Annotated in this window: 23 protein-coding genes; 12 read left to right on the plus strand and 11 right to left on the minus strand. The window is 63.5% G+C overall.

The genetic code is table 11. The features are described 5' to 3' along the window. The first annotated feature begins 132 nt into the window (after window positions 1-132). The 3 genes from X773_RS56610 to X773_RS56620 all read left to right on the plus strand — a co-directional run bounded on the left by X773_RS56610 (window position 133) and on the right by X773_RS56620 (window position 1,956). A complete protein-coding gene (locus X773_RS56610) occupies window positions 133-1,191 on the plus strand; it encodes a glycosyltransferase (RefSeq protein ID WP_023677263.1) in 1,059 nt (352 codons plus the stop codon). Between the two features lie 152 nt (window positions 1,192-1,343). After that, window positions 1,344-1,622: a type II toxin-antitoxin system RelE/ParE family toxin gene (locus X773_RS56615; protein WP_023677264.1), complete on the plus strand. Its 279-nt coding sequence runs from the start codon at window positions 1,344-1,346 to the stop codon at window positions 1,620-1,622. A gap of 25 nt (window positions 1,623-1,647) precedes the next feature. Next, window positions 1,648-1,956, plus strand: coding sequence for a HigA family addiction module antitoxin (locus tag X773_RS56620; protein WP_023677265.1), 309 nt, complete (start codon window positions 1,648-1,650; stop codon window positions 1,954-1,956). 42 nt (window positions 1,957-1,998) lie between these two features. Here the strand turns inward: X773_RS56620 and X773_RS56625 are convergent, their stop codons facing one another. The 6 genes from X773_RS56625 to X773_RS56650 all read right to left on the minus strand — a co-directional run bounded on the left by X773_RS56625 (window position 1,999) and on the right by X773_RS56650 (window position 7,327). Continuing rightward, window positions 1,999-2,286: a DUF982 domain-containing protein gene (locus tag X773_RS56625; protein ID WP_031211945.1), complete on the minus strand. Its 288-nt coding sequence runs from the start codon at window positions 2,284-2,286 to the stop codon at window positions 1,999-2,001. An 89-nt stretch (window positions 2,287-2,375) separates the two neighbouring features. Further along, on the minus strand, window positions 2,376-3,182 hold the full coding sequence (locus X773_RS56630; protein ID WP_023677267.1) for an ABC transporter permease: 807 nt from the start codon (window positions 3,180-3,182) through the stop codon (window positions 2,376-2,378). A 4-nt stretch (window positions 3,183-3,186) separates the two neighbouring features. After that, window positions 3,187-4,020, minus strand: coding sequence for an ABC transporter permease (locus X773_RS56635; protein ID WP_031211948.1), 834 nt, complete (start codon window positions 4,018-4,020; stop codon window positions 3,187-3,189). 17 nt (window positions 4,021-4,037) lie between these two features. Then, complete coding sequence (locus X773_RS56640; RefSeq protein WP_023677269.1) at window positions 4,038-5,153, minus strand: ABC transporter substrate-binding protein; 1,116 nt, start codon at window positions 5,151-5,153, stop codon at window positions 4,038-4,040. 67 nt (window positions 5,154-5,220) lie between these two features. Continuing rightward, window positions 5,221-6,315: an ABC transporter ATP-binding protein gene (locus X773_RS56645; protein ID WP_023677270.1), complete on the minus strand. Its 1,095-nt coding sequence runs from the start codon at window positions 6,313-6,315 to the stop codon at window positions 5,221-5,223. A 124-nt stretch (window positions 6,316-6,439) separates the two neighbouring features. Next, window positions 6,440-7,327, minus strand: a complete 888-nt coding sequence (locus tag X773_RS56650) for a LysR substrate-binding domain-containing protein (protein WP_023677271.1) — start codon at window positions 7,325-7,327, stop codon at window positions 6,440-6,442. A gap of 75 nt (window positions 7,328-7,402) precedes the next feature. Between X773_RS56650 and X773_RS56655 the strand changes: the two genes are divergently transcribed. Both X773_RS56655 and X773_RS56660 read left to right on the plus strand, forming a co-directional pair. Beyond that, entirely contained in the window at window positions 7,403-8,995 is a 1,593-nt protein-coding gene (locus X773_RS56655) for a metal-dependent amidase/aminoacylase/carboxypeptidase (RefSeq protein ID WP_023677272.1), read from the plus strand. Window positions 8,996-9,028: 33 nt separating this feature from the next. Next, window positions 9,029-9,961, plus strand: coding sequence for a dimethylarginine dimethylaminohydrolase family protein (locus X773_RS56660; RefSeq protein WP_023677273.1), 933 nt, complete (start codon window positions 9,029-9,031; stop codon window positions 9,959-9,961). A gap of 80 nt (window positions 9,962-10,041) precedes the next feature. Here X773_RS56660 and X773_RS56665 read toward each other — a convergent pair whose 3' ends face one another. Beyond that, complete coding sequence (locus X773_RS56665) at window positions 10,042-11,049, minus strand: ornithine cyclodeaminase family protein (protein ID WP_023677274.1); 1,008 nt, start codon at window positions 11,047-11,049, stop codon at window positions 10,042-10,044. Window positions 11,050-11,204: 155 nt separating this feature from the next. On the opposite strand from X773_RS56665, the gene X773_RS56670 reads away from it, so the two are divergent. Continuing rightward, the gene (locus X773_RS56670) at window positions 11,205-11,666 is read left to right on the plus strand and encodes an Lrp/AsnC ligand binding domain-containing protein (RefSeq protein ID WP_023677275.1); all 462 of its coding nucleotides are present in this window, start codon (window positions 11,205-11,207) and stop codon (window positions 11,664-11,666) included. 69 nt (window positions 11,667-11,735) lie between these two features. Here X773_RS56670 and X773_RS56675 read toward each other — a convergent pair whose 3' ends face one another. Together X773_RS56675 and X773_RS56680 are read right to left on the minus strand one after the other, a co-directional pair. Next, on the minus strand, window positions 11,736-12,119 hold the full coding sequence (locus X773_RS56675) for an SgcJ/EcaC family oxidoreductase (RefSeq protein ID WP_023677276.1): 384 nt from the start codon (window positions 12,117-12,119) through the stop codon (window positions 11,736-11,738). Window positions 12,120-12,271: 152 nt separating this feature from the next. Continuing rightward, window positions 12,272-13,021, minus strand: coding sequence for a glucose 1-dehydrogenase (locus X773_RS56680; protein WP_023677277.1), 750 nt, complete (start codon window positions 13,019-13,021; stop codon window positions 12,272-12,274). A gap of 97 nt (window positions 13,022-13,118) precedes the next feature. Here X773_RS56680 and X773_RS56685 point away from each other — a divergent pair, with 97 nt between their 5' ends. After that, window positions 13,119-14,012 (plus strand): LysR family transcriptional regulator, encoded by an 894-nt coding sequence (locus X773_RS56685; RefSeq protein WP_023677278.1) that lies wholly within the window; start codon window positions 13,119-13,121, stop codon window positions 14,010-14,012. A gap of 80 nt (window positions 14,013-14,092) precedes the next feature. Here the strand turns inward: X773_RS56685 and X773_RS56690 are convergent, their stop codons facing one another. Then, window positions 14,093-14,521 carry a VOC family protein gene (locus X773_RS56690; protein WP_023677279.1) on the minus strand — a complete coding sequence of 143 codons (429 nt, stop codon included), beginning with the start codon at window positions 14,519-14,521 and terminating at the stop codon, window positions 14,093-14,095. 216 nt (window positions 14,522-14,737) lie between these two features. Between X773_RS56690 and X773_RS56695 the strand changes: the two genes are divergently transcribed. Beyond that, window positions 14,738-15,940 carry an MFS transporter gene (locus tag X773_RS56695; protein ID WP_023677280.1) on the plus strand — a complete coding sequence of 401 codons (1,203 nt, stop codon included), beginning with the start codon at window positions 14,738-14,740 and terminating at the stop codon, window positions 15,938-15,940. A gap of 93 nt (window positions 15,941-16,033) precedes the next feature. On the opposite strand, the gene X773_RS56700 is transcribed toward X773_RS56695, so the two are convergent. Further along, window positions 16,034-16,936, minus strand: a complete 903-nt coding sequence (locus tag X773_RS56700; protein WP_023677281.1) for a sigma-70 family RNA polymerase sigma factor — start codon at window positions 16,934-16,936, stop codon at window positions 16,034-16,036. Window positions 16,937-17,137: 201 nt separating this feature from the next. On the opposite strand from X773_RS56700, the gene X773_RS56705 reads away from it, so the two are divergent. The 4 genes from X773_RS56705 (at window position 17,138) to X773_RS56720 (ending at window position 22,316) form a co-directional block, all read left to right on the plus strand. Beyond that, window positions 17,138-18,544, plus strand: a complete 1,407-nt coding sequence (locus X773_RS56705) for an MFS transporter (RefSeq protein WP_031211950.1) — start codon at window positions 17,138-17,140, stop codon at window positions 18,542-18,544. A 434-nt stretch (window positions 18,545-18,978) separates the two neighbouring features. Continuing rightward, a complete protein-coding gene (locus X773_RS56710) occupies window positions 18,979-20,175 on the plus strand; it encodes an acyltransferase (RefSeq protein ID WP_023677284.1) in 1,197 nt (398 codons plus the stop codon). A 2-nt stretch (window positions 20,176-20,177) separates the two neighbouring features. Then, window positions 20,178-21,281, plus strand: coding sequence for a glycosyltransferase family A protein (locus X773_RS56715; protein ID WP_023677285.1), 1,104 nt, complete (start codon window positions 20,178-20,180; stop codon window positions 21,279-21,281). A 63-nt stretch (window positions 21,282-21,344) separates the two neighbouring features. Next, entirely contained in the window at window positions 21,345-22,316 is a 972-nt protein-coding gene (locus tag X773_RS56720) for a glycosyltransferase (RefSeq protein ID WP_051406147.1), read from the plus strand. Window positions 22,317-22,318: the final 2 nt, after the last annotated feature.

Below are 22,318 nucleotides of genomic sequence, written 5' to 3' on the forward strand. Positions count from 1 at the left end.
CGTGACCCGTCTCCTGGTGGAAAGCGCAAGCTTTTCTGAGGGGAACTCGTCGCGCCTGAAGAGGGGCACTTGAAGAGGGGCAGGCCCATGAGGGCCTTTGCCGAACCAAAGCAAGATGCGAGGTCAAACGCGATGCAGCCTGTCATTCCGGTATCCATCATCATCCCGAACTACAACTATGCGCGGTTCCTCAAACGCAGCATCGACAGCGCCCTCGAGCAGGACTACGCGGATGTCGAAGTCGTCGTCGTCGACGATGCATCGCAGGACAATTCCACGACAATCATGGAATCCTATCGCGACGAGATCCTCGCATGCCCGCGGGCGCAAAATGGCGGACACGCGGCGGCGTTCAACACCGGCTTCGCGGCGAGCTCGGGCAAGATCGTCCTGTTCCTCGACGCCGACGATTATCTTTATCCAACCGCCGTCTCCACCATTGTCGAAACCTGGGACGAGGCAACCGCTCAGGTCCAGTCCAGACTGCATATCGTCGACGAGGGGCAACGCATCAAGGATGTCTTTCCGCCGCCCGAATTGCCTTTCGACAGCGGTGACGTCATGCCGAAACTCCTGCACAAGGGCCGCTATCAGACGACAGTGACCAGCGGGCTGGCCTTTGACCGCGCAACGCTCGAATCGATCATGCCGATACCGGAGCCGGAATTCCGCCAGGGCGCCGACGGCTATCTGGCAACGCTGGCGCCGATGTACGGGCATGTCCAATCGATCGACGAATGCCTCGGCGCCTACCGGATCCACGGCGCCAACCATTCAGTCTTCGGTGAAAAGCTCGCCGAGCGGGCACGCTGGCGGGTAACCCACGATTTCCGCCGCATGCAGGCGCTGTCGGACCAGGCCTCGGGGATCGGCCTGACCATCGTGCCGTCGGATGCTGTCCGCCACGATCCGGTCCACCTGGAAGAGCGGCTGGCGTCGCTCTGCGCCGACAGCGGCCGACACCCCGTGGCCGATGATTCCCGGCTGGCGCTCGGGGCGGCCGGCGCCGTCGCCAGCCTCGAAATGACCGCATCCTTGCGGCGGCGCGCCATCCTTGCCGCCTGGTTCCTGTCGGTCGGGCTGTTGCCGCGGAAAATGGCGACGGCAGTGCTGTCGTGGAAGCTCGACGCATCGTCGAGGCCGGCATTTTTGAGCCGCCTGTCCAAGACTATTCGCCACGCCATGGGATAGCGGATAATGCCGTGACATAGGTCCGCCAGGTATTCGGCTGGCCCGGCTCAGCATCCAGCGGGCGTAGCTATTGCCTCCGATTGGCTGGACCATTCTGTAAATCATTTGCTTACACCTGCTTGACCCGCGTCAGCAATATGCTTACATGTTGCATGATCAAGTCGTTCAAGCACAAGGCGCTGGCGGACCTCTTTCAAACCGGAAAGACCGGAAAGATAGACGCCAAGATGCATAAGCGCATCCTTGTCCGTCTTGACCGCTTGGAAGTCTCGGAAAGGCCTGATGACATGGACCTGCCCGGCTTCGACTTCCACGCTTTGGAGGGCTTTAACCCGACCCGCTACACGGTGCATGTCAACGGGCCGTGGTGCATCACATTCGAATTCGACGCCAATGATGCTGCCCGCGTCGATTTCGAACAGTACCATTGAGACGGCTTAGATTGGAGAATCGATTATGAGCGTGTATGAGCCGATGCGTCCGATGGAGCGCTGCCCATCCCACCCTGGGGCGCTGCTCGACGACATTATCCCGGCAACCGGAAAGACCAAGGTGGAAATCGCCAATCTGCTCGGAATCTCGCGCCAGCAGCTTTATGACATCATCCGCGAAAAGAAGCCGGTGTCGCCGGCTGTCGCTGCCCGTCTTGGAAAGATGTTCGGCGACGGCGCCGCGATCTGGCTCAGGATGCAGGCTGCCTATGATGCCTGGCATGCGGAGCGCGAGGTCGACGTCAGCGCCGTTCCAAGGTTGCATGCTGCCTGAGATGCAATAAATCCGCCGGACCACCGAGCTCTCAAAAATCGATCACGGTCCTGCCTGCCTGGACCGGTTCTCCGGTTCGACGGCGCGCTCGACCAGGACATGCGCCTCCCGCGCGGCCTCGACGAATGCGTTCCGGGCGGCTTCGGTCCAGCGGTCGTCGCTCATGGCGCGGCGGCATGTGCGCAGTGCCACCCCGTGTTTGGCGCTGCCGGTGTCACGCCAGTGGGCTTCCAGCAACGCGACAGCCTGCCGTGCGTTGGAAATGTTGCGGATATCTCCCACGATGCCGACCGCAACCGCAACCGGCTTGGCAAACCATCCTTGGTTCATGGCGGGGCCTTCGACCTGTTGAACCATCTATAACGAAAATCGTAGCCCAAGGTTTCATTCGCGCCAGTCACCACGGCGTGAGGCGGCGTCTACCGCGCCGCGCGCAGCCTGACCACGACGCTTCGCGCCACAAGCACCAGCACGGTGATGACGATCAGGATCACCGAGAGCGCTGCGATCGCCGGGTCGATGTTGTCGCGCAGGCCCATCCACATTAGCCGCGGCAGCGTGATGGCGTTGACCGAGGTGATGAACAGGGTGACGCCGATCTCTTCCCAGGACAGCACGAAGGACAGCAGTGCTGCGGTGACGATGCCGAACTTGATGTTGGGCATGATGATGCGGGTGGCGCGCTCCCACACGGTCGCGCCGAGGCCGCGGGCTGCGAGGTCGATGCGGCGGTCGAGCTGGCTAAGCGACACCAGGATCAGCACCGTGGCGAAGGGCACCGTCATCACCGCATGCGCCATGGCGACACCCAGCCAGGTGTCATAGCCGAAGAACGACGAGAACCCCGAGATCGAGGTCAGCAGGAAATAGAGCGTGATTGCCGAGACCACCGGCGGCACCACCATTGGCAGCAGCACGAAGCCGACGAGAGCGGCGGTGAAGCGCGGCTGGAACATCCAGACGCCGAGGCTGAAGCACAGTGCCAGCACCGTGGAAAAGGCGCTGCTGACTATGCCGATCCTGATCGAGAGCAGGATCGAATTGATCCAGCGCGGATCCTCGATCAGCGCCTGGTAATGGCGCAGCGACAGGTCGCCCGACGGCATCGCCAGCATGCGGCTCGGCGTCAGCGATACCGGGATGACGGCGAGCAGCGGCAACAGCAGGAATAGCGCGACCAGGGCGGCGAGGATCAGCGAGACGGGACCGGGGCGGTAGGTCGGCATCGCGCTACACCAACTGCTTCGGCCTGATATAGCGGAAAAGCAGCGCCATCAGCGCGCCGACGAATAACACCAGCACCACGCTGATCGCCGCGCCCAGGCCCCAGTCTGGGCTCTGGAAGATGCGGAGATAGATCAGCTCAGCGATCATCACGCTGCGGCCGCCGCCGAGAATCGCCGGCGTGACGAAGAAGCCGAGCGAAAAGACGAAGACGATCAGCGCCGAGCCGATGATGCCGGAGCGGGTCATCGGCACGAACACCGACCAGAAGGTGCGCATGCGGCTGGAGCCGAGGCCGCGCGCCGCCAGCAGCACACGGTCGTCGAGGCTGCGCATCGAAGAGGCCAGTGGAAACACCGCGAAGGGGATGAGGAAATGCGTCATGCCGACGATAACGCCGAACTCGTTGCGCACCAGCGCCAGCGGCTCTGAGATGAAGCCGACCGCCTGCAGCCAGGTGTTGATCAGGCCGCGATTGGACAAAAGCGCCACCCAGCCGAAGGCGCGCGTCAGCACCGAGATCCAGAACGGCACCAGGATGCAGAACTCGGCCACGACGCGCTGCACCGGCGTGCCGCGTACCCAGACAACGGTGATGGCGTAGGCGGCGACAACCGAAACGATCGTCACGATCGCGGCGATACGCAGCGTGCGGATGAAGACCGACTGCACCAACTGATCCGTGAGCAGCGCATTGTACTGCCCCAGCCCCGGCGTGGGCAGGGTGAAGCTCCATTTAACCACGCCAAGGAATGGCCAGGCATAGGCCAGCACAAGAAAGAGGAGCAGCGGCGCCATCAACAGCGCCGCGCCCATCCTGTCGGAGAGGTATGCTCTCATCCGGTTATCCCGGCTTGTCAGGCGGAGATGATCTTCGTGTATTCGTCGAGTGCCGCCCCGTAGTTCTTGGCGTACCAATCCATGTCGAGCGGGATCTGCTTCTTCATGTTCTCGGGATCGACCGGATTGATGCGCCTCTTGTCGGCGGGTATCAGCGCATCGGTGGCCGGGTTGGCCGGACCCTGGCCGAGCTTTTCGAACATGATGAGTTCCTTCTCCGGGTCCTGGGTGCTGGCGATGAACTTCATCGCCGCGTCCTTGCCGCCGGGATTGCCCTTGAGCACGGCGAGCGCGCCGGGCGAGATCAGGCCCTGGTCCCAGATGAACTTGATCTTGCCGCCGGAATCCTGCTCGATGAGCGAAGCCCGGGTCGACCAGACGATCGCCATCGAGGCCTCGCCATTGAGCAGCACGCTCTGGCTTTCGGCGCCGCCACCCCAATAGGCGACGACGTTTTCCTTGAAGGCGGCGATCTTGTCATGCGCGCGCTTGAGGTCGAGCGGGTAGAGCGATGCCGGTGCGATGCCGTCGGCGAGCAGTGCCGCTTCCCAGCTCGACACGCCCCATTTGTAGAGCGAGCGCTTGCCGGGGAATTTTGCCACGTCGAAGAAGTCGGCCATGCCGGTTGGTGCCTGGCTGCCGTATTTCTCGGCATCATAGGCGATGACATAGGAGAAGAAATAGGTTGAGGCGGCGTATTCCCAGCCGAAGCCCGGCCGCATCTTCTTCTTGTCGACGACCGCATAATCGATCGGCTCGAGCATGCCTTGGGCGCCGAGCGTGATGGCCGAGAACGGATCGACGTCGACCAGGTCCCAGGTCGGGGCGCCGCTCTTGAACTGCGCCGCGATCGCGCCTTCGGTCGGGCCGGAGCCGTCCATCTTAACGACAATGCCGGTTTCCTTGGTGAAGGCCTGGCCGTAAGCCGCGTCATAGGCGGTAATGGCGTCGCCGCCCCAGTTGACGAGCACCAGTTCCTTAGCCGCGGCAAAGGCGCCGGTCGAGCGCAGCAGCATCGGCGTGCCGGCCAGCACCAGTGCGGCCAGCTGCGTAAACTGCCGGCGCGAGATCTCGCCGCGCACTGCCCTGGCGGATAGCGCCTCGATGGAATTTTTCTTGGTTTGGTTTGTCATGTCAGTTCCCCTTTTTTGTCGTTGATATTTCCTGAAAGTCAGCTTGGCGAATTCGCCGCGCCGATCGTCATTGTCCTCCGTTCGGAAGGAGGAAGCCTTTCTCCGCCGGCCAGGTCAGCCAGACGGAATTGCCCTTGCTGAGCGCGGAAGCGGCGACCTCGTTCGGCACAGAGATCGTCACCTTGGCGCCTTGCCGCGTCGTCAGATCGAGCCGCGTCGCAGCGCCGAGATAGGTCGAGGCGACGGCAGTCGCGGCAATGCCGTTCTCGCCTGTCGCGGCTTCGCGGGCGATCGACATGTATTCGGGCCGGATCGCCAGGATGGCGTCGCCCCGGACCTTCTCGGCCTTGCAGCGCATGCTGATCGCGCGGTCTTCGCAGAGGCCCGTCGAGCCATTGTTGGCCGGGCGTACGCCCTTCAGCGGCAGCATGTTGATCTCGCCCAGGAACTCGGCGACGAAGCGGTTGTCCGGCCGGTCGTAGACCTCGTCCGGCGCGCCGACCTGCAGCAATTTGCCGTGGTTGAAGATGGCGACGCGAGATGACAACGCCAGCGCCTCGCTCTGGTCATGGGTGACGAAGACGAAGGTGGTGCCGGTCTCCTGGTGCAACCGCTTCATCTCGGCCTGCATCTGGCCGCGCAGGCCCTTGTCGAGTGCTGAAAACGGCTCATCGAGCAAAAGTACGCCCGGCTCGAACACCAGCGCCCGCGCCAGTGCGACCCGCTGCTGCTGGCCACCGGACAATTGCGACGGCAGTTTCTTTTCGTGGCCCTTGAGCCCGACGCGCTCGATCATTTCGCCGACGCGGCGTTTGATCTCGGCCGCCGGTTTCTTTCGCACCTTGAGCGGAAAGGCGATGTTGGCCTCGACGCTCATATGCGGGAACAGCGCATAGCCCTGGAATACCATGCCGGCGGCACGCTGCTCGGCCGGCCGCTCGGTGATGTCGACGCCGTCGCTGTAAAGGCGACCGTCGGTCGGCTGAATGAAGCCGGCAAGGATCATCAGGAAGGTGGTCTTGCCGGAACCGGAGGGGCCGAGCAGGGTGAGGAACTCGCCACGGCCGATATCGAGCGTCAGATCGTCCAGCGCACGGAACGAGCCGAAGCTCTTGCCGATCCCGATTGCCTTGATCTCTGCGGCCCGGCCGGGTTGCTGCATCCTGCCCTTTCCTTAGCGTAGCCGAAATCGTAGGCAGGGCGGCGGCTCACCGCAACCGAATAGTTTTCGCGTGATCGGCAAATTTGATTCATCTATGCGCCAATCTCCCCCTCAAGGGGGGAGATTAACGCTGGTTCTCCGACAGCTTCGACCGCAGCCACCGCCCAAACGCCTCCAGCACCGGATGCGCCGCCTTGGCGTGCTCGGAAACCAGAAAATACGAGCGCGGTGAATTGATCGCTATGTCGAAGGGGCGGACCAGCCGGCCTTCGCTCAGTGCCCGGCCGCTGGTCAGCTCGTCGCCCATGGCGATGCCCTGGCCGGCGATCGCCGCCGAAAAGACCAGGTTCATGTCGGAAAAGAAGATGCCGCCTTCCGGGTCGGGGTTCTCGACCTTGGACAGCGCCAGCCAGCGCGCCCAGTCCTCGGTATCGCCGAGATGCAGGAGATTGGCGCGCAGCACGTCGGCCGGCTTGGAGAAGCCGCCGATCTTGTTGAGCAGCGTCGGGCTGCACAGCGGCGTAAAGGAGATCCCGCACAACAGCTCGACCGCGCGGTTCGGCCAATTGCCGACGCCGAAGGCGATGAAGGCATCGGCCTCGGCATTGCTCACGTCGTCGAGACGGCGCGGCGTCAGGATGCGCAGCGCGACATCGGGGTACATCTGCCGGAACTCGCCGATATGGGTGCACAGGAACAGCGAGGCGAAACCCGGCGTACAACTGACGCTGAACGAGCCGCCGATGCCGGTGCCGGCATGGCGTGTCACCGCGTCGCCCAGCACCGTCAGCGCCTTGCGCACGTCGCTGGCATAGCGCTGGCCGCGCGGCGTCAGCGCCACGCCCTTGCCAATGCGCTCGAGCAGGTCGAAGCCGAGATCGCGTTCGAGCAGGCGAAGCTGATGGCTGACTGCGCTGCGGGTCAGATGCAGTTCGTCGGCGGCGCGCCAGACGCTGCCGTGGCGGGCAAAACTGTCGAGGGCGCGCAGCGCCTGCGTCGAGGGAATTCTCAAGAGGTGAACCGAATTTGCATGAGCCGGGAAAACATATCACTTTTTGGCGGAGCGCTTCACTGCTTTCTTTCCACCATGGAGAAACCGGTGACCTCCGCGCAAGCGACCGCACTTGCCTGTCTGGACGACATCCAGCCGTCGCTGTCGGCGTGGACGCGGACAATCTTCGACTTCGGCGAGACCGCCTGGCGCGAATACCAGTCGGCCGCCTGGTATGTCGAGCATCTGAAGCACGAAGGCTTTTCCGTCGAGGAAGGTTCTGGCGGCATGCCGACCGCCTTCTGCGCCCACTGGACCAATGGCGCGGGGCCGACCATCGGGCTGTATGCCGAGTATGATGCAGTGCCCGGCAATTGCCAGGATGCTGCGACGGTGAAGCGACCGCGCCCGGGCCTCGGCGAACAGGCTGGCGGCCACACCGATCCGCATTCCGGCCTCGGCATTGCCAGCCTCGGCGGGCTGCTGGCGACCAAGGCGGCGATGCAGCGCCACGGCATATCAGGCACGCTGCGCTTCACCGGCGAGCCGGCGGAGAAGGTGCGCGGGTCGAAGCCGATCCATGCCGCGAAGGGCTATTACGATGGGCTAGCGGGGATGGTCTCCTTCCATCCTTTTTATATGCTGCCGCTCTGCAATACCGCGCGCTGGGATACGCATTGCGGTGCGGCCTATGCGATGATCTACCGCTTTGTGTGCGACGAGCCGGAACATTGGGCGAGGGCGGCAGGCGGCGCAGCACCCATCCCGCAGGCGCATTCGGCAGTCAGGGCGCCCGGCGCCAACGACGCGCTGATGATGATGTACATGGCGTCCAAGGCGCTGCGCGATTCCATGCTGCCGCATCAGGGCGGCTGGTCGATCAGCGAGGCGATCCTGACGGCGGGCCAGGCGACCGCCGACAATCTGCCGGCCGGGCTGGCCGAGATCCAGTACATGATCCGCGTGCCGACGCTGGCGATGGCCGAGCAGGTCACCGCCGTGCTCGACCGCAATGCGGAAGCCGCAGCCAGGATGAGCGGCTGCCGCCATGAGCGGCACTGGGTGTCGAAGTCGCGGCCGGGGCTGGCCAATCACGTCATGGCCGGTATTGCCTTCGACGCGCTGGCGGCGGTCGGGCCGCCGTGCTGGGACGGGACGGCCAAGGCGATCGCCCGCGAAGTCCAGCTCAATGCCGGGGGCGAGGCGACCGAGGAACCATTCATCGACGAACTGGACCGGCTGATTGCACCACAGGCGGCCGAGGCGCTCCTGCGCCGCGACCTGCCGCCTTGGCAGCTCAATTCCACCTCTGACGATTACACCGACATGTCGTGGCATACACCGACGGCACGATTCTACGTCGCCCGGCCGGCGCTGCGATCCGAGAACGGCCACGCGTTTCCGTCCTGGGCTATGAATGCGCTGGGCGGCATTTCTGCCACCATCGACCCGATGGTCATCTGCGCCGCAAAGACGGTCGCGCTGGCAGCACTTCGCCTGTTGGAAGACGAGGCTGCGCGCGACGCGGCGATGGATGAATTCGTCACCCGCACCGGCGGCGGCATCGGCGGCTCGGACTGGATCGCGCCGCTCTGCGACTACGATCCGCCAATCGGATTTCGCTGGCCGGAATACATCACCACCCCGCGCGGACGGGATTGGTGGATACCAGGCAACCAAGCCGCATGATCAACCAAGCCGCCCTTCACGAGGAGAAACCCCATGACCGTCCATGACCGCATCGTCGCCGAGCCGTTTTCGCTGCAGCACCGCAACCCGGCCGGCGGAACCAAGCCGCTGACCGCCTGGGGCTTCGCCAACGAGACCGACGTGCTGACCGACGTGCTGCTCGGCTCGCCGAATTTCCTGCGCCATCTCTCGACCAGCTCGCTGTCGCGCAAGCACCTGCGCGAAGCGCCATGCAACGTCCAGATCGCGCAGGCGCAGCACAAGGACCTGGTCGCCGCCTATGAGCATTTCGGTGTCAATATCCACTGGCACGAGCCGACGCCGGAACTGCCGATGCAGGTCTACTCGCGCGATTCCAGCGTCATGACGCCGTACGGCGCCATCATCACCGCCATGTCGCAATGGTGGCGGCGTGGCGAGAACTACGCGGCGATCCGCACCTATGAGAAGCTCGGCATCCCGATCTATGATATGGTCACCGCCGGCACGTTCGAGGGCGGCGACTTCAACGTCATCGAGGACGGCGTCGTGCTGATCGGCTGCGGTGGCGCCCGCACGCAGGAGGAGGGCGCGCGCCAAGTGCAGGCCTGGTTCGACAAGGAGGGCTGGGAGACCCGCATCGCCTTCATCGACGAGTATTACGTCCATATCGACCTGATGGTGGTGCCGATCGCCGAAAAGCTGACCGCCGTCTGCCTTGCCTGTACAGAGCCCGGCATCGTCGACTGGCTGAAGGGCAAGGGCCACGAGATCATCGACGTGCCGTTCCAGGATACTATGGCGCTCGGCTGCAACTTCATGTCGCTGGGCAAGGACAGGGTAATCGCCCCGACCTCGAGCCAGACGCTGATCGGCCAGCTCAAGGCGCGCGGCTTCGAGGTGGCGGCCATCGACATGAGCGAGATCTCGAAGACCGGCGGCGGCATTCACTGCATGGCGCAGGCGCTGAAGCGCGAGCCGGCCTGAGGGGCCGGCCTTTAGCCCGGCCGCTTGCGCGAAAGCGCCATTGTCAGCACCGTCGATCCCGCCTGGCGTGCGGCGCGCCCCTACAGCACGATGAGCTTTCCCTTGCGCAGACGCCGGGCGCAACGATAGACGAGGTCGGCAGCGACCATGTCTTCCATCGCAATGCCCATCGCCTTGTAGGTGGTGATCTGTTGATCCGAAACGCGGCCCGGCGCGCGGTCGAGCAGCATGGCGCCAAGCTCGGTGCCGAAATCCGGGTCGAAGCCGGCAAGCTCGCAAGATCCGACCGGGGTCGGTTTGAATGCATCCTTGGTTTCGACAAAAAGACTGGATCTGCCGATGAGCTCGATCGGCATTTCACCGCCGGGCGGCGCCACCCCGACCGAGGAGACATGCGTGCCCGGCTGGACCCAGCCTGCGTCGATCACCGGCTGGTAGGAGTGGGTCGCCAGGCACACCACGTCGGAACTGCGCACTGCCGTCTCGAGATCGGCGACCGCCACCACCGACGGATGCAGCCGGGCAAGCGCTGCCGCATCGTCGAAGCTCTTCGAAGCGACACGGATTTCGGCAAAGTCGCGCACCAAGGGCAACAGATGCAGGTGCTGGTTGGCCTGCACGCCGGCGCCGACCACGGTCGCTATCCTGGCGTCCCTGCGGGCAAGCGTGCGCACCGACAGCACGGCGGAGCCGGAGGTCCGCACCGCGGTTATGAAGGTGCCGTCCATGATACAGACCGGCAGGCCGGACAGCGGATCAAACAGGGTGATGGTGGCGAGGTGGCTGGGCAGGTTCTTGGCCAGGTTGCCTTCGAAGACGTTGACGATCTTGACGGTCAGGTTCATGCCCTCCATCCAGGCCGGCATGGCGAGGCTGTAGCCGGCCTCGGGGATGTCGAGCTGTGGTCGGGGTGGATTGACGACCTTGCCTTGTGACAGCGCCTTGAGGCCGTCTTCCAGAACATCGAGAAGCTGACTGAGGTCGATGCATTCCATCACGTCGGTTTCGCTCAGCACCAGGATCTCGGTCGCTCCCTTGCTGATTTCTGCCGCACTCTTGCCGGCTGGGCTGAACGCTTGCTTGGTCATCCTGCACTCCTGTGTTCGAAATCGGCTCACCACGTTTGCTTTCAGCGGTGAGGGAAGCGCAGGCTATTGCGAGGTTTTATGTTGTGAAATACGTTGATTTCGGTGTCTCTGCGTGAAATCAACACGCAAATCCCTTAGATAGCGTGGATTGTGAAATGAGCGACCTCGACCAGATAGACCGCAGCCTGCTCCGGCTGCTCCAGGAAGACGGACGCCGGACGACGCTTGATCTTGCCGGGCGTGTCGGGCTGTCTCCGACCGGAACCAGCCAGCGGGTTAAGCGCCTGTTCCGCGACGGGTTCATCACCGCGGTCAGGGCCATGCTCGATCCGCGCAAGGTCGGCCGGGGAACGCTGGTGTTCATCGAGGTCCGGCTTGACCACACGGCGCCTCATGTCTTTGACCGCTTCGCCGAAGCCGTGGCGAAAGCTCCGGAGGTTCTGGAGTGCCATATGGTGGTTGGCGGTTTCGATTATCTGGTCAAGGCGCGGATCGCCGATATGGCGGTGTTCCAGGATTTCCTGCAGCGGGTCATCCTGCCGCTGCCCGGCGTGCGCGAAACGCACACGTTCGCTTCCATCGCCGATGTCAAGCCGAACGCCCTCTTGCCGGTGTGATCAGGTGGAGGGAATCAGAGCGACCTGCATCGCATCTTGGCCCAGGTGCAGAGATGCCGGAGACCGGCTCTAGCCTTGCTGGGTCAGCAGGTTTGCGTCGCGTGCGAGCCGCCACTCACCATCCGCCTCCTTGCGCAGGAGCGTCAGCGCATATCCCGATCGATGGACCGGCTCGCCATTCGGCGGGGTCGCGGTCATATTGATGCGGCTGCGGATGAAGGCCCAATTGCCGAGAAGCTGTAGTTCCACGATATCGCTCGTGCCGTCGATATGAACGCCGGCCGTCTCCCGCGCGGCTGCCGCGAAGATCTCCTTGTCGAAGGGTTCCCGGCCGGGAACCATGAAGATTGCGTCGTCCGTCATCAAGCTGAGGACGGTCGCGATGTCTCCACGCTTGCTCGCGTCCATCCACGTCTCGACCAGCTTTCGGATTGCTTTTTCGTCGCCCGTCATCCGTTACCTCCCTGGCATCTCGCCGTCATCGATGGCGCACGGCGCTCCTCCCTCGCTACTACATAGGGCTTAGATCGCTCTCGTCATCGATTGCAGTGCGTCGCGCCGCGGGTAGCACGGTCCGCGAGCCGGCAGGTTCGCGCCCTCCATGCCTATCGCCAGCCACCGGAGGCGGTGATGCGCTCGCCGGTCAGCCATGACGCTTCGTCGGAGGCGAGGAACACCGCGACGCGGGCGACGTCGTCGGGCAGGCCGAAGCGACCGAGCGGCGTCATGGCTATAATCTGCTTCTCGAATTCGCTGCCGACGATGCCGATGCGCGCGAGGCCCTCGGTATCGATGCCGCCGGGCGCGATGGCGTTGACGCGGATGTTGCGCGCGCCGAGCTCCCGCGACATCGACAGCGTGATCGTGTCCACCGCACCTTTGGTCGCGGCATAGACGAGCGAGTTCGGCTGCGGATTGCGGCTGGCGACCGAGCTTATGTTGATGATGCTGCCGCCGCCCGCGCCAAAATGGTTCACTGCTGCTTGCGTGGTCAGAATGATGCCCAACACATTGGTGTCGAACTCGCGGTGAAACTCGGCCTCGGTAACCGCTTCCAGCGGCTCGAATGCGAAGACTCCGGCATTGTTGACCAGTATGTCGAGCCCGCCAAACTCCAATTTCGCCGCCTCGAACAGGCGGCGCACATCAGCCGCTTGCGACACGTCGCCCTGGACGGCGACGGCGCGGCCGCCACGGTCCTCGATCTCGGCGACGACGCGGTCGGCGCCTTCCCGTGACGAGGCGTAGTTGACGACCACCGCGGCGCCGGCCGTGGCAAGACTCTTGGCGATGGCGGCGCCGATACCCTTGGAGGCGCCGGTGACGATGGCGACCTTGCCGTTCAGCTTGCTCATCAAATCTCTCCTTTGTTGACGATGAGCGGTATTTAATCATGATCGAAATGCGTATTAGGATCATCATGATCCATTCTTTCATGCCTGGAATTCCGGAATGACCACCATCCTCGAAAAGACCGCCGGTCTCGTCGCCTTCGTCCGAACCGTCGATGCCGGCTCTTTCCATGCCGCCAGCCGGCTGGTCGGCTCCAGCCCGTCGGCGGTGTCGAAAAGCGTGGCGCGGCTCGAGCGCCGGCTCGGCGTCAGGCTGATCCAGCGCTCGACGCGTCGGCTCGGGCTCACCAGCGAAGGCCTCGCCTACTACGAGCGCGTGGCGCCACTGCTAAGGGCGCTGGACGATGCCGAAGACATCGTCCAGATGGCCGATACGGCGCGCGGCCTGCTGCGCGTTACAGCGCCGGTCGAAATCGGTCGCGGCCTGATCGCGGCATGGGCGCAAGCGTTCCTTGCGCAGCATGGCGAAGTGAAGGTCGAGCTCAGCGTCACCGACCGTCACGCCGATCTGATCCGCGAAGGCTATGATGTTGCCGTGCGCATGGGGGCGCTGTCGGACACGGGGCTGGTTGCCCGCAAGATCGCCAATCTGCCGATCGTGCTGGTGGCCTCACCGGCCTATGTCGAGCGGCGCGGCCGTCCGGCATCGGTCGAGGATTTACGGGATCATGAATTCGTCCGCCACCAGATGGCTGGCCGGCCTTATCCGGTCACGTTTGCCGACGGTACGATGATCGTGCCGGATGGGCGGCTCGATACCGATGACGGCGGCGCCATCCGCAATGCAGCACTTGCCGGCGCCGGCATCGCGCATCTGATGCGGTTTGCCGTGCAGAACGATCTCGACACGGGTCGCCTGGTCCGCATCCTGCCCGAGGTGGCGATGCCAACCATGCCGGTGCACATCGTCCATGCGTACGGGCGACAGCTGCCGGTCCGGGCGCGGCTGTTCGTCGATTTCCTTGCAGGCCAAATGGCTGCGCTGACGCGATAGGGCAGATTCGGTCTGACGCAAGCACCCAGGTTTGGCAGAGACCAACCGTGCCGGCCGGTGCGAACCACCTTTACCGGAAGCTAGAAGGTGATCTTCACTGAATCGGCGCTGCGGCTGGCCGGGCCGTGGTGGACGGCCTCGATATTGTTGCCGTCGGGGTCGAGCAGGAAGGCGGCGTAATAGCCGGGATGGTAGGATCGCTCGCCCGGCGCACCATTGTCGGTGCCGCCGGCCTCAAGCCCGGCCCTGTAGAAGGCATCGACCATCGCACGGTCCTTTGCCTGGAAGGCCAGGTGGTGGCGGCCGGTCAGCTTTCCCAGGGCCGCCGGGCTGTCGGGGCTGGAGATGAACAGCTCGTCGGCCCAGAAATAATCATTGCCGGCGCCACCGATCGGGATGCCGAGCACGTTGAGAACCGCCTCGTAGAAACGGCGGCTGGCCTTGAGATCCCTGACCACCAGCTGGAGGTGGTCGATGAGACGGCCGCGATGAAGTTCCTGATTTGCCATGCTTGACAGCTCCTGATCGCCGGTTGGAAATCTAGCTTCGAATGGTGCGCGGTCAATCCAGAAAGCCGTGGAATGGCGCCATCGCGCCGACTGGATAAAAAATGCAACCGGATTGTCGGATTCAAGACATCTCCAACGTCCTTCGGACGCAAGCGGCTCGGCGAAGCTCGAAAAGGTCGTGCCGTATCAACGCTTCCGACATGGGAGAAAAGTGAAATGAGCCTTCCCTATCGTTGGGTTATCGTCGCGGCTGGCGCGCTGATGACCTGTGTCGCCCTCGGGGCGATGTTCTCGCTGGCGATCTTTCTCGAACCGATGGCGCTCGATACACAATGGTCGCGCGCCGGCATATCGAGTGCGATGACGCTGAACTTCCTGGTAATGGGCCTCGGCGGCTTCGCCTGGGGCGCCATTTACGACCGCTTTGGCGCCCGCATCGTCGTCATGACCGGCGCCGTGCTGCTTGGCCTGGCGCTGGTCCTGGCCAGCCGCACCGGTTCGCTGCTCGTTTTCCAGTTGGCCTACGGCGTGCTCGTCGGCCTCGCGGCAAGTGCCTTCTTCGCGCCGATGATTGCGCTGACCTCCGCCTGGTTCGACACGAACCGCAGCCTTGCCGTCTCGCTGGTCTCGGCCGGCATGGGCGTGGCGCCAATGACCATCTCGCCGTTCGCCCGCTGGCTGATTTCGGCCTACGACTGGCGCACCGCGATGTTCGACATCGGCATAACCGCGTGGGTGCTGCTACTGCCGGCCGCGCTTCTGGTGCGCCAGCCGCCCAAGCCCGCTGCCGACGGCGCTGCCCCAAACGTTGCCGCCGAGGGTGCCGGCATGACGGTTCCGCAGGCGCTGCGCTCGCCGCAATTCATCGTGTTGGGACTGACCTTCTTTGCCTGCTGCGCGGCGCATTCCGGGCCGATCTTCCACATGGTGAGCTATGCGATGCTGTGCGGCATAGCGCCGATGGCGGCGGTCAGCATCTACAGCATCGAGGGCCTGGCAGGGCTGGGTGGCCGGCTGCTTTACGGCGTGCTTGCCGATCGGCTGGGCGTCAAGCCGGTGCTGATCACCGGGCTGGCCATACAGGCCGTGGTCATCGCCGCCTATCTTGCGGTCAGCGAGCTTGGTCAATTCTACACGCTCGCCGTCATCTTCGGCGCCACCTATGGCGGCGTCATGCCGCTCTATGCGGTGCTGGCGCGGGAATATTTCGGCCAGCGCATCCTCGGTACGGTGTTCGGTGCGGTAACCATGCTGTCCAGCCTCGGCATGGCTTTCGGCCCGCTCGCCGGCGGCATGGTGTTCGATGCCTATGCCAGCTATTCCTGGCTGTTCATCGGCTCGGCCCTTGTCGGGCTTGGCGCGATGGCGATTGCGATCGCCTTCCCGCCGCTGCCGCGCAGGGAGTTGCAACCGGCTTAAAGCAGGATCGGCGGAAAAGGGCGGCCGCTTGGATGGCAAGCGGCCGCGATCCAAAAATAGCTGGCAGTGTTCGGCATTATGAAACGCGAATTGCTATGCCCGCAGAGGCACCACCTCGGCGCCGTCAAGCGTGTAGCGCGCATAGCGGAAATCGCGAATTCTCGCCAATCTGTCGCCGGCCCATTCCAGCAGGATAAAGTATTTTAGCCCTCCGGCCGAGTCGTCCGGATCGATCACCAGAATGGCTGGGTGCCGATCCACCAGGCCTGGAAGCAGCCGCCAATCGTGGATACCCGCGTAATTATGGAAGTACCGGCCCACTTTCGTGCGGCCGCTCGCCCGGAACCGGTTGACGAGGTCAAGCCGGACGTCTTCGGCCAGCATGTCGCGGATCGCATCGAAGTCGCGGGCGTTGAACCGCTCGACATAGGCTGCCAGACGCGCCCGTTCGGGCTCGGCCAACACCGGCACAGGCCGATCGTCAGGCTCGCCGGAGACTTCGCGCAGGCGCAAACGGCCGCGATGCAGTGCGGCTTTCACCGCCGGAACGCTGCTGTCGATAATGTTGCCGATCTCTTCGATCGTATAGCCGAGCACATCCATGAGGATGACGCTGCTACGCTGCGCCGCGGGCAGGCGCATGAAAGTCTGCAGGCTTGCGGCTGCAGTGTGTCGACCCTCGGCCGACATACCGGGGTCAGGGATCATATCGATATCCTCAACGACATGCGCGGCATCCAACCTGGCACGACGGCGTAGGTGGTCGAGCGCGGCATTGTGCGCGATGCGAAACAGCCAGCCCTCGACATTGGCTATCGGCCCGGTCCCGGGGAACGCCTCGAGCGCCTTGACCGTAGCTTCCTGGACGACATCCTCGGCATCGATCACCGAACCGGTCATGCGGGCACAATAGCGGTGCAGTTTCGGCCGTAATTCGCCGAGCAGCCGGTCAAATGGCTCCCGTCCTTCTGGGGTGCCGGTTGCGGATCCGGTCATCGCACAAGGATCAATTTCATGCGTATCTCCCAGGCAGGCGCCCGTCATCAGGCGCAGCGTCTTATAGACGCTCGACGATGGCAAAAGGATTCGGTCGAAAAAACTTTCTCTTGCTGGAATCCTTTGATGGTTCCTACGCGTCTCTGGATCACGGGTCCGTAACCTGGCGGGCCCTTTGTTCAAGCCGGAGGCGCCATAGTCATGAGCAAACAAAATGCGGGATCAACGAAGGTCTGGGTTCTCGCCCTCACGTCGATAGGCTCCTTGATGGTCGTTCTCGATGCGATGGTTGTGGCGACGGCATTGAGCACGATGCGGGTCGAGCTCGATGCCTCGCTGGAGACGCTGCAATGGACGATGAACGCCTATAATTTGAGTTTTGCCGTCCTGCTCATGACCGGGGCTGCGCTCGGTGACCGGTTCGGCCGCCGCCGTACGCTCGTTGCCGGATTGGCGTTGTTCGTCGCAGCGTCGGTTGCCTGCGCGCTCGCCGGCAATGCCGGATTGCTGATTGCGGCCCGTGCGGTCCAGGGCGCAGGTGCCGCAATGGTCATGCCGCTGGCCATGGCGCTGCTGAGCGTCGCTTTTCCCCCCGAGGAGCGAGGCAAGGCGCTGGGTATCTTCAGCAGCATCACCGGCCTGGCCCTGATCATCGGCCCGATGGCGGGCGGTGCGATTTCCGAAGGCCTCTCCTGGCACTGGATCTTCTGGCTCAATGTCCCGGTCGGTATCGTTCTCATTCCGCTGGTGCTGCGTCGGATTCCGGAGAGTTACGGGCCGGGCACGGCAATCGATGTCCTCGGCGTCGTGCTGGTAACTGCGGCGGCATTCGGAGTGGTCTGGGGCCTCATGCGCGGCAACATTGTGGGCTGGAGCAGCTCTGAAGTGCTGACGGCGCTGACGGCCGGGCTGCTTTTCGCCATCGCGTTCGTCCTTTGGCAGCTGCGTACCCGCGAGCCCATGCTGCCTTTGCGGTTCTTTCGGGCGCGCGCATTCTCCTCGGGCGTAGGGGCGAACTTCCTGCTTTGCGCCGCCATGTATGGCCTCGTGTTCCTGTTGCCGCAGTTTCTGCAGTTTGCCCAGAGCCGTGGGCCGCTCGGCGCCGGCATGGGATTGCTGCCTTGGACCGCCACGCTTTTCGTGGTCGCACCGATCGCCGGCAGCCTGATCAACCGCGTTGGCGAGCGCTGGCTTGTCGTGGCCGGATTGATCCTGCAAGCGGCTGGAATGGCCTGGCTGGCGCAGATCGCAGCACCTGATCTGCCCTATATCCAGCTAGTCGCCCCGCTGATCATTACCGGTGCCGGCGTGTCGATGGCCATGCCTGCCGCGCAGAACGCGGTTCTCAATGCGGTCGCCCGGCCGGAGGTCGGCAAGGCTGCCGGCACGTTCAACACATTCCGCTTCCTCGGTGGCGTATCCGGGATCGCGATCGCCGGTGCGGTGTTCGCCGGCACTGGAAGCTTCTCGTCCACCGACGCGTTCAGCGATGGCTTCACCTCGGCAATCGACGTCTCCGCTCTGCTCTCGCTCGCCGGCGCGCTCGTCGGATTGGGGCTCCCGGAGCGTCGCGCAGTGGTGCTCGCGAATGCCAGCAAGGAGGCGTAACTCGGAGGCGGGAAGCTTGCGCTTGCTCCCACTGTTGTCGCGTTAACAGCCGGCCGCGCCAGCGCAGCAAAAAGGTCGCCGAGCGTCGGTTGCCGGCCGGTCCTGTGGGGGGCATCTGTGTCCAGACCCAGATCTTGCGCGCCCGTGATGGCGGCGAACATGCTGCATCGCAGCACCATGCCGCCGATATCGGCGGGCCAAGGGAGTGCGAGAAAATCGTCAAAAATGGACAATTCGGGCTGGTTCTTGCTGTTTTTGGCTTTTATTAGCCGTGCCTCACGTTCCTGTTTCAAATGTGTCAACTTTTTGTGTTGCGTTGCACAATGGTGGTCCTATTCTGCGCAAGGGGGGCGCTTCCGATTGGAATGCGCCGTGAACGAAGCCGCTATATTGACCGATTGGCAGTTTCGCCGTCCCGCCGGCGTACGTCACTAATGGGAAATGCGCGCGACACCCAATTGGACGCGCTGAGGGCCATCGCCGTGACGATGGTGCTGTACTCCCATTTCTTCGCGGCTGGAGGGTCCTCGTTCTGGGGCCATATCGGCGTGCGTCTGTTCTTCGTGCTGAGCGGCTTTCTGATCACCCGCCTGCTGCTCGAAGCCCGCTCGGCCGCCGAATTCGAAGCCGGACCGGCGCTGAGATCCTTCTATATCAGGCGGGCGCTGCGGATATTCCCGCCCTATTTCGCCGTGCTGGGTTTCGTCTGGTTGGTGGACCTGGAGCAGTCTAGAGGATCACTGGTCTGGCATGCGTTCTATCTGTCGAATTTCTGGTACGCGGCGCAGAATGAATGGACGCCCTGGCTGCTCTGCCATTTCTGGAGCCTGAGCATCGAGGAGCAGTTCTATATCGTCTGGCCGCTGATCGTCCTGCTGGCGCCGCGCCGGCGCCTCGAATCGATCTGCATCGGCGTTATCGTGCTGTCGCTGGCCTATCGGTTTTATTGGCCGATCGCTGGAACGCCGGGTTTGGCACGCGACCTGCTGCCGCCGGCGTCGATGGACGCATTGGCGTCAGGCGCGCTGCTTGCCGCCTACCGGTCAAGAACAGCCGGCTTGCCGCAATGGCTTCGAAATGGCTGGCCGGGGCTCGCGGCGGCGTTTTTCGTTCTGCAGTGGTTTGCGCCGGCGCCGGCAAATCCGGTGCAGGAATGGGGCCTCTGGCTGCTGTTGCAGATCCTGCCTCTCGTACCGCTGGTGGTCATCGTTGCAAGCTGTTCGACAGGGGTTGGCGGCTATATCGGAAAACTTCTCGAACTGCCGCCGCTGCTTGGCCTTGGCCGCATCAGCTACGGCGTCTATCTCTACCATCCGATAGTGCTGGCGCTGGTCGTCAAATCGCAGCCGTGGATCCCGCTCAACGTCTCGGAGCAAGGGCCCGGGCGGTTTCTGGTGGCGGGAACGGCAACGCTCATGCTGGCTTCGGTCTCGTGGCTGCTTTTCGAGAAGCCGCTCAACAGCCTCAAGCGCCACTTCCCCTATGTTGCTCGAAAAGGCCGCGGCGCCATCCCGGCAGGCATTGACGTGGGCAATGCCGGATGGCTCGCGGCGGGAGCATATCTGGGCAGGCCGCTTGATGGTGGCACTTCACCGTTGCCACGCAAGCTGCGACGAACCGATCGGAGCTGATCATGGCTGCTCCCTTGGTGTCAGTTCTGCTGCCGATCTACAATGCGGGACCTTATCTCGCCGCTGCGCTGGGCAGCATCCTGCGGCAGGATTACGATCGTCTGGAGGTCATCGCCATCGATGACGGCTCGACCGACAACTCGCTGCAGATCCTGCAGAAATACCGCCAGGCCGACAATCGCATCTCGATCATCTCACGCGAAAACCGTGGCCTGATCGCAACTTTGAACGAAGGCCTGGCCGTGGCGCGCGGCGATCTGGTCGCCAGGATGGACGCCGACGACATCGCCTATCCCCAGCGCCTGTCGCGGCAGGTCGCGCTGTTCAACCAGCAGCCTGACCTCGCTCTATGCGGCGCGGGTTTCGATACCTTGCTCGGCAACCGCGTCGTCAGGGGTTCGCCCGATCCGATATTCCAGGACAATCCGCTGCGTATATTGTCGATGTTCTTCACGATCTTCATGCATTCCACCGTGGTATACAACAGGAATGTCATAGAAGAAGATGTTCTATATTACGATACCAGCTACAAGCATGCCGAGGATTTCGACCTGTTCAGGCGGCTGACCGACCGCTACCCGGCGGCCATGATCCCCGAAAGCCTGATCGCCTATCGTATCCATGACGACAGCGTGACCAACAGGCACAAGCGCGAAATGCGCAGGACGCATTTGAAGATCGTCGCCGAGAACCTCGAGCGCGAAGGGCTCGTACAAGAGACGCAGGACCTCCGCGGCATCGGTGAAGTCCCGTCGATGGACACGGTTCGCCGTGCCGCCGAATGGATCCTTGCGCTTGAAGAAAGGATTGCCGCGCTGCCGGCCGAGACGAGGCCGAGCTACCAGGCTGGCACGCTGAACCTGTTCTATTTCCTCTACCAGCTGATATCGGGGGAAAGGCAGCCGCAGCTGATGCACGAATTCCTGACGCGGACGGCGAAATGGAAACTCATCCGGCGGCGCGAGCAGTACGTGTTTCGCACCGGTGCCTTCGCGCCGCGCTTCAGTCTCGCCTCGATGTCGGTCACCAGGCAGGTGGATGCCTTGTCGCGGTATCTGCAGTCCGTGCCGGCCGCGGCGGTTTTGCCTTCGAACCAGTTGAGCTAGCAGCGCATGTTCGTCAAATCCCATCAGCTCCAGCAGCGCGGCCGCTCGACGGTGCCGGCGGCCATGTCGCCCCGGCCGCAGCACGGGCCGGCACCGGAGGTCAGCTTCATTGTCTGCACACGCGACCGCGTCAACGTGCTCGAGCCTTGCATAAAGTCGATCCAGGCCGCGTGCCGCGCCTACGCTGCCTTCTCTGCCGAACTGGTGGTTGTCGACAACGGTTCGACCGACTGCACAGCAGAGCGGCTGGCCGGCATAGCCGAACTTTCGGACATTCCGTTCACGGCCATTCGCGAACCACGACCTGGACTGGCGGCCGCGCGCAATGCCGGGCTGGAGCGGGCGCGGGGCCGCGTGCTGGTTTTCGTCGATGATGATTGCGCAGTCCACAAGGATTATCTGCGCGATCTGCAGCGGCACTATGCGGCCGGCGAACGGGTCATCCGCGGTGGCCGCGTCGAGATCGGCGATCCTCGCGACCTGCCGTTCACCATCAAGCGGTCGCCGGTGCGCGCGCGGCTTACGCCGGATGTCCATCCCGGCGGCTTCGTGCTTGGCTGCAACATGACGATGCACCGCGATGTTGCCGCCCGCATCGGCCGTTTCGACGAACGGTTCGGCGCCGGCGGCCCGCTGCGCTCCGCCGAGGATACGGACTATCTGGTGCGGGCGGTGCTGCTTGGGATTCCGGTCGAATATGTGCCCGACATGACCATCTATCACCATCACGGCCGGCGCGACCGCAAGGCCATCGAAAAGCTGCACCGCGACTACAGCATGGGTAATGGCGGGCTTTGCCTGAAACATATCCGCCACGCGCCGTGGCTGCTTCGGCATTGCTACTGGTCGATGAGGGCGGCCTTGCGCGAACTGGTGAAAGGCCCTCTGTTCGACCGTGAACTCAAGCTGTCGCACTGGCCGATCGTCGGCATGAATTTGCTCGGCGCAGCCAAATTCGCGGTGCTTTTGCTGGCGAAATCGCCGCAGCCGGCGCAAATGCGACAGGAGCAACAGGCAAATGCCGAGGCGAGGTGATC

The sequence above is a fragment of the Mesorhizobium sp. LSJC280B00 genome (assembly GCF_000502835.1).
Classification (GTDB): Bacteria; Pseudomonadota; Alphaproteobacteria; order Rhizobiales; family Rhizobiaceae; genus Mesorhizobium.

What these genes read in the sequence shown, in the direction of transcription:
- X773_RS56610 (WP_023677263.1), top strand. Translation starts at nt 133, where the DNA reads ATGCAGCCTGTCATTCCGGTATCCATCATCATCCCGAACTACAACTAT.
- X773_RS56615 (WP_023677264.1), top strand. Translation starts at nt 1,344, where the DNA reads ATGATCAAGTCGTTCAAGCACAAGGCGCTGGCGGACCTCTTTCAAACC.
- X773_RS56620 (WP_023677265.1), top strand. Translation starts at nt 1,648, where the DNA reads ATGAGCGTGTATGAGCCGATGCGTCCGATGGAGCGCTGCCCATCCCAC.
- X773_RS56625 (WP_031211945.1), bottom strand. Translation starts at nt 2,286, where the DNA reads ATGAACCAAGGATGGTTTGCCAAGCCGGTTGCGGTTGCGGTCGGCATC.
- X773_RS56630 (WP_023677267.1), bottom strand. Translation starts at nt 3,182, where the DNA reads ATGCCGACCTACCGCCCCGGTCCCGTCTCGCTGATCCTCGCCGCCCTG.
- X773_RS56635 (WP_031211948.1), bottom strand. Translation starts at nt 4,020, where the DNA reads ATGAGAGCATACCTCTCCGACAGGATGGGCGCGGCGCTGTTGATGGCG.
- X773_RS56640 (WP_023677269.1), bottom strand. Translation starts at nt 5,153, where the DNA reads ATGACAAACCAAACCAAGAAAAATTCCATCGAGGCGCTATCCGCCAGG.
- X773_RS56645 (WP_023677270.1), bottom strand. Translation starts at nt 6,315, where the DNA reads ATGCAGCAACCCGGCCGGGCCGCAGAGATCAAGGCAATCGGGATCGGC.
- X773_RS56655 (WP_023677272.1), top strand. Translation starts at nt 7,403, where the DNA reads ATGGAGAAACCGGTGACCTCCGCGCAAGCGACCGCACTTGCCTGTCTG.
- X773_RS56660 (WP_023677273.1), top strand. Translation starts at nt 9,029, where the DNA reads ATGACCGTCCATGACCGCATCGTCGCCGAGCCGTTTTCGCTGCAGCAC.
- X773_RS56665 (WP_023677274.1), bottom strand. Translation starts at nt 11,049, where the DNA reads ATGACCAAGCAAGCGTTCAGCCCAGCCGGCAAGAGTGCGGCAGAAATC.
- X773_RS56670 (WP_023677275.1), top strand. Translation starts at nt 11,205, where the DNA reads ATGAGCGACCTCGACCAGATAGACCGCAGCCTGCTCCGGCTGCTCCAG.
- X773_RS56675 (WP_023677276.1), bottom strand. Translation starts at nt 12,119, where the DNA reads ATGACGGGCGACGAAAAAGCAATCCGAAAGCTGGTCGAGACGTGGATG.
- X773_RS56680 (WP_023677277.1), bottom strand. Translation starts at nt 13,021, where the DNA reads ATGAGCAAGCTGAACGGCAAGGTCGCCATCGTCACCGGCGCCTCCAAG.
- X773_RS56685 (WP_023677278.1), top strand. Translation starts at nt 13,119, where the DNA reads ATGACCACCATCCTCGAAAAGACCGCCGGTCTCGTCGCCTTCGTCCGA.
- X773_RS56690 (WP_023677279.1), bottom strand. Translation starts at nt 14,521, where the DNA reads ATGGCAAATCAGGAACTTCATCGCGGCCGTCTCATCGACCACCTCCAG.
- X773_RS56695 (WP_023677280.1), top strand. Translation starts at nt 14,738, where the DNA reads ATGAGCCTTCCCTATCGTTGGGTTATCGTCGCGGCTGGCGCGCTGATG.
- X773_RS56700 (WP_023677281.1), bottom strand. Translation starts at nt 16,936, where the DNA reads ATGACCGGATCCGCAACCGGCACCCCAGAAGGACGGGAGCCATTTGAC.
- X773_RS56705 (WP_031211950.1), top strand. Translation starts at nt 17,138, where the DNA reads ATGAGCAAACAAAATGCGGGATCAACGAAGGTCTGGGTTCTCGCCCTC.
- X773_RS56710 (WP_023677284.1), top strand. Translation starts at nt 18,979, where the DNA reads ATGGGAAATGCGCGCGACACCCAATTGGACGCGCTGAGGGCCATCGCC.
- X773_RS56715 (WP_023677285.1), top strand. Translation starts at nt 20,178, where the DNA reads ATGGCTGCTCCCTTGGTGTCAGTTCTGCTGCCGATCTACAATGCGGGA.
- X773_RS56720 (WP_051406147.1), top strand. Translation starts at nt 21,345, where the DNA reads ATGTCGCCCCGGCCGCAGCACGGGCCGGCACCGGAGGTCAGCTTCATT.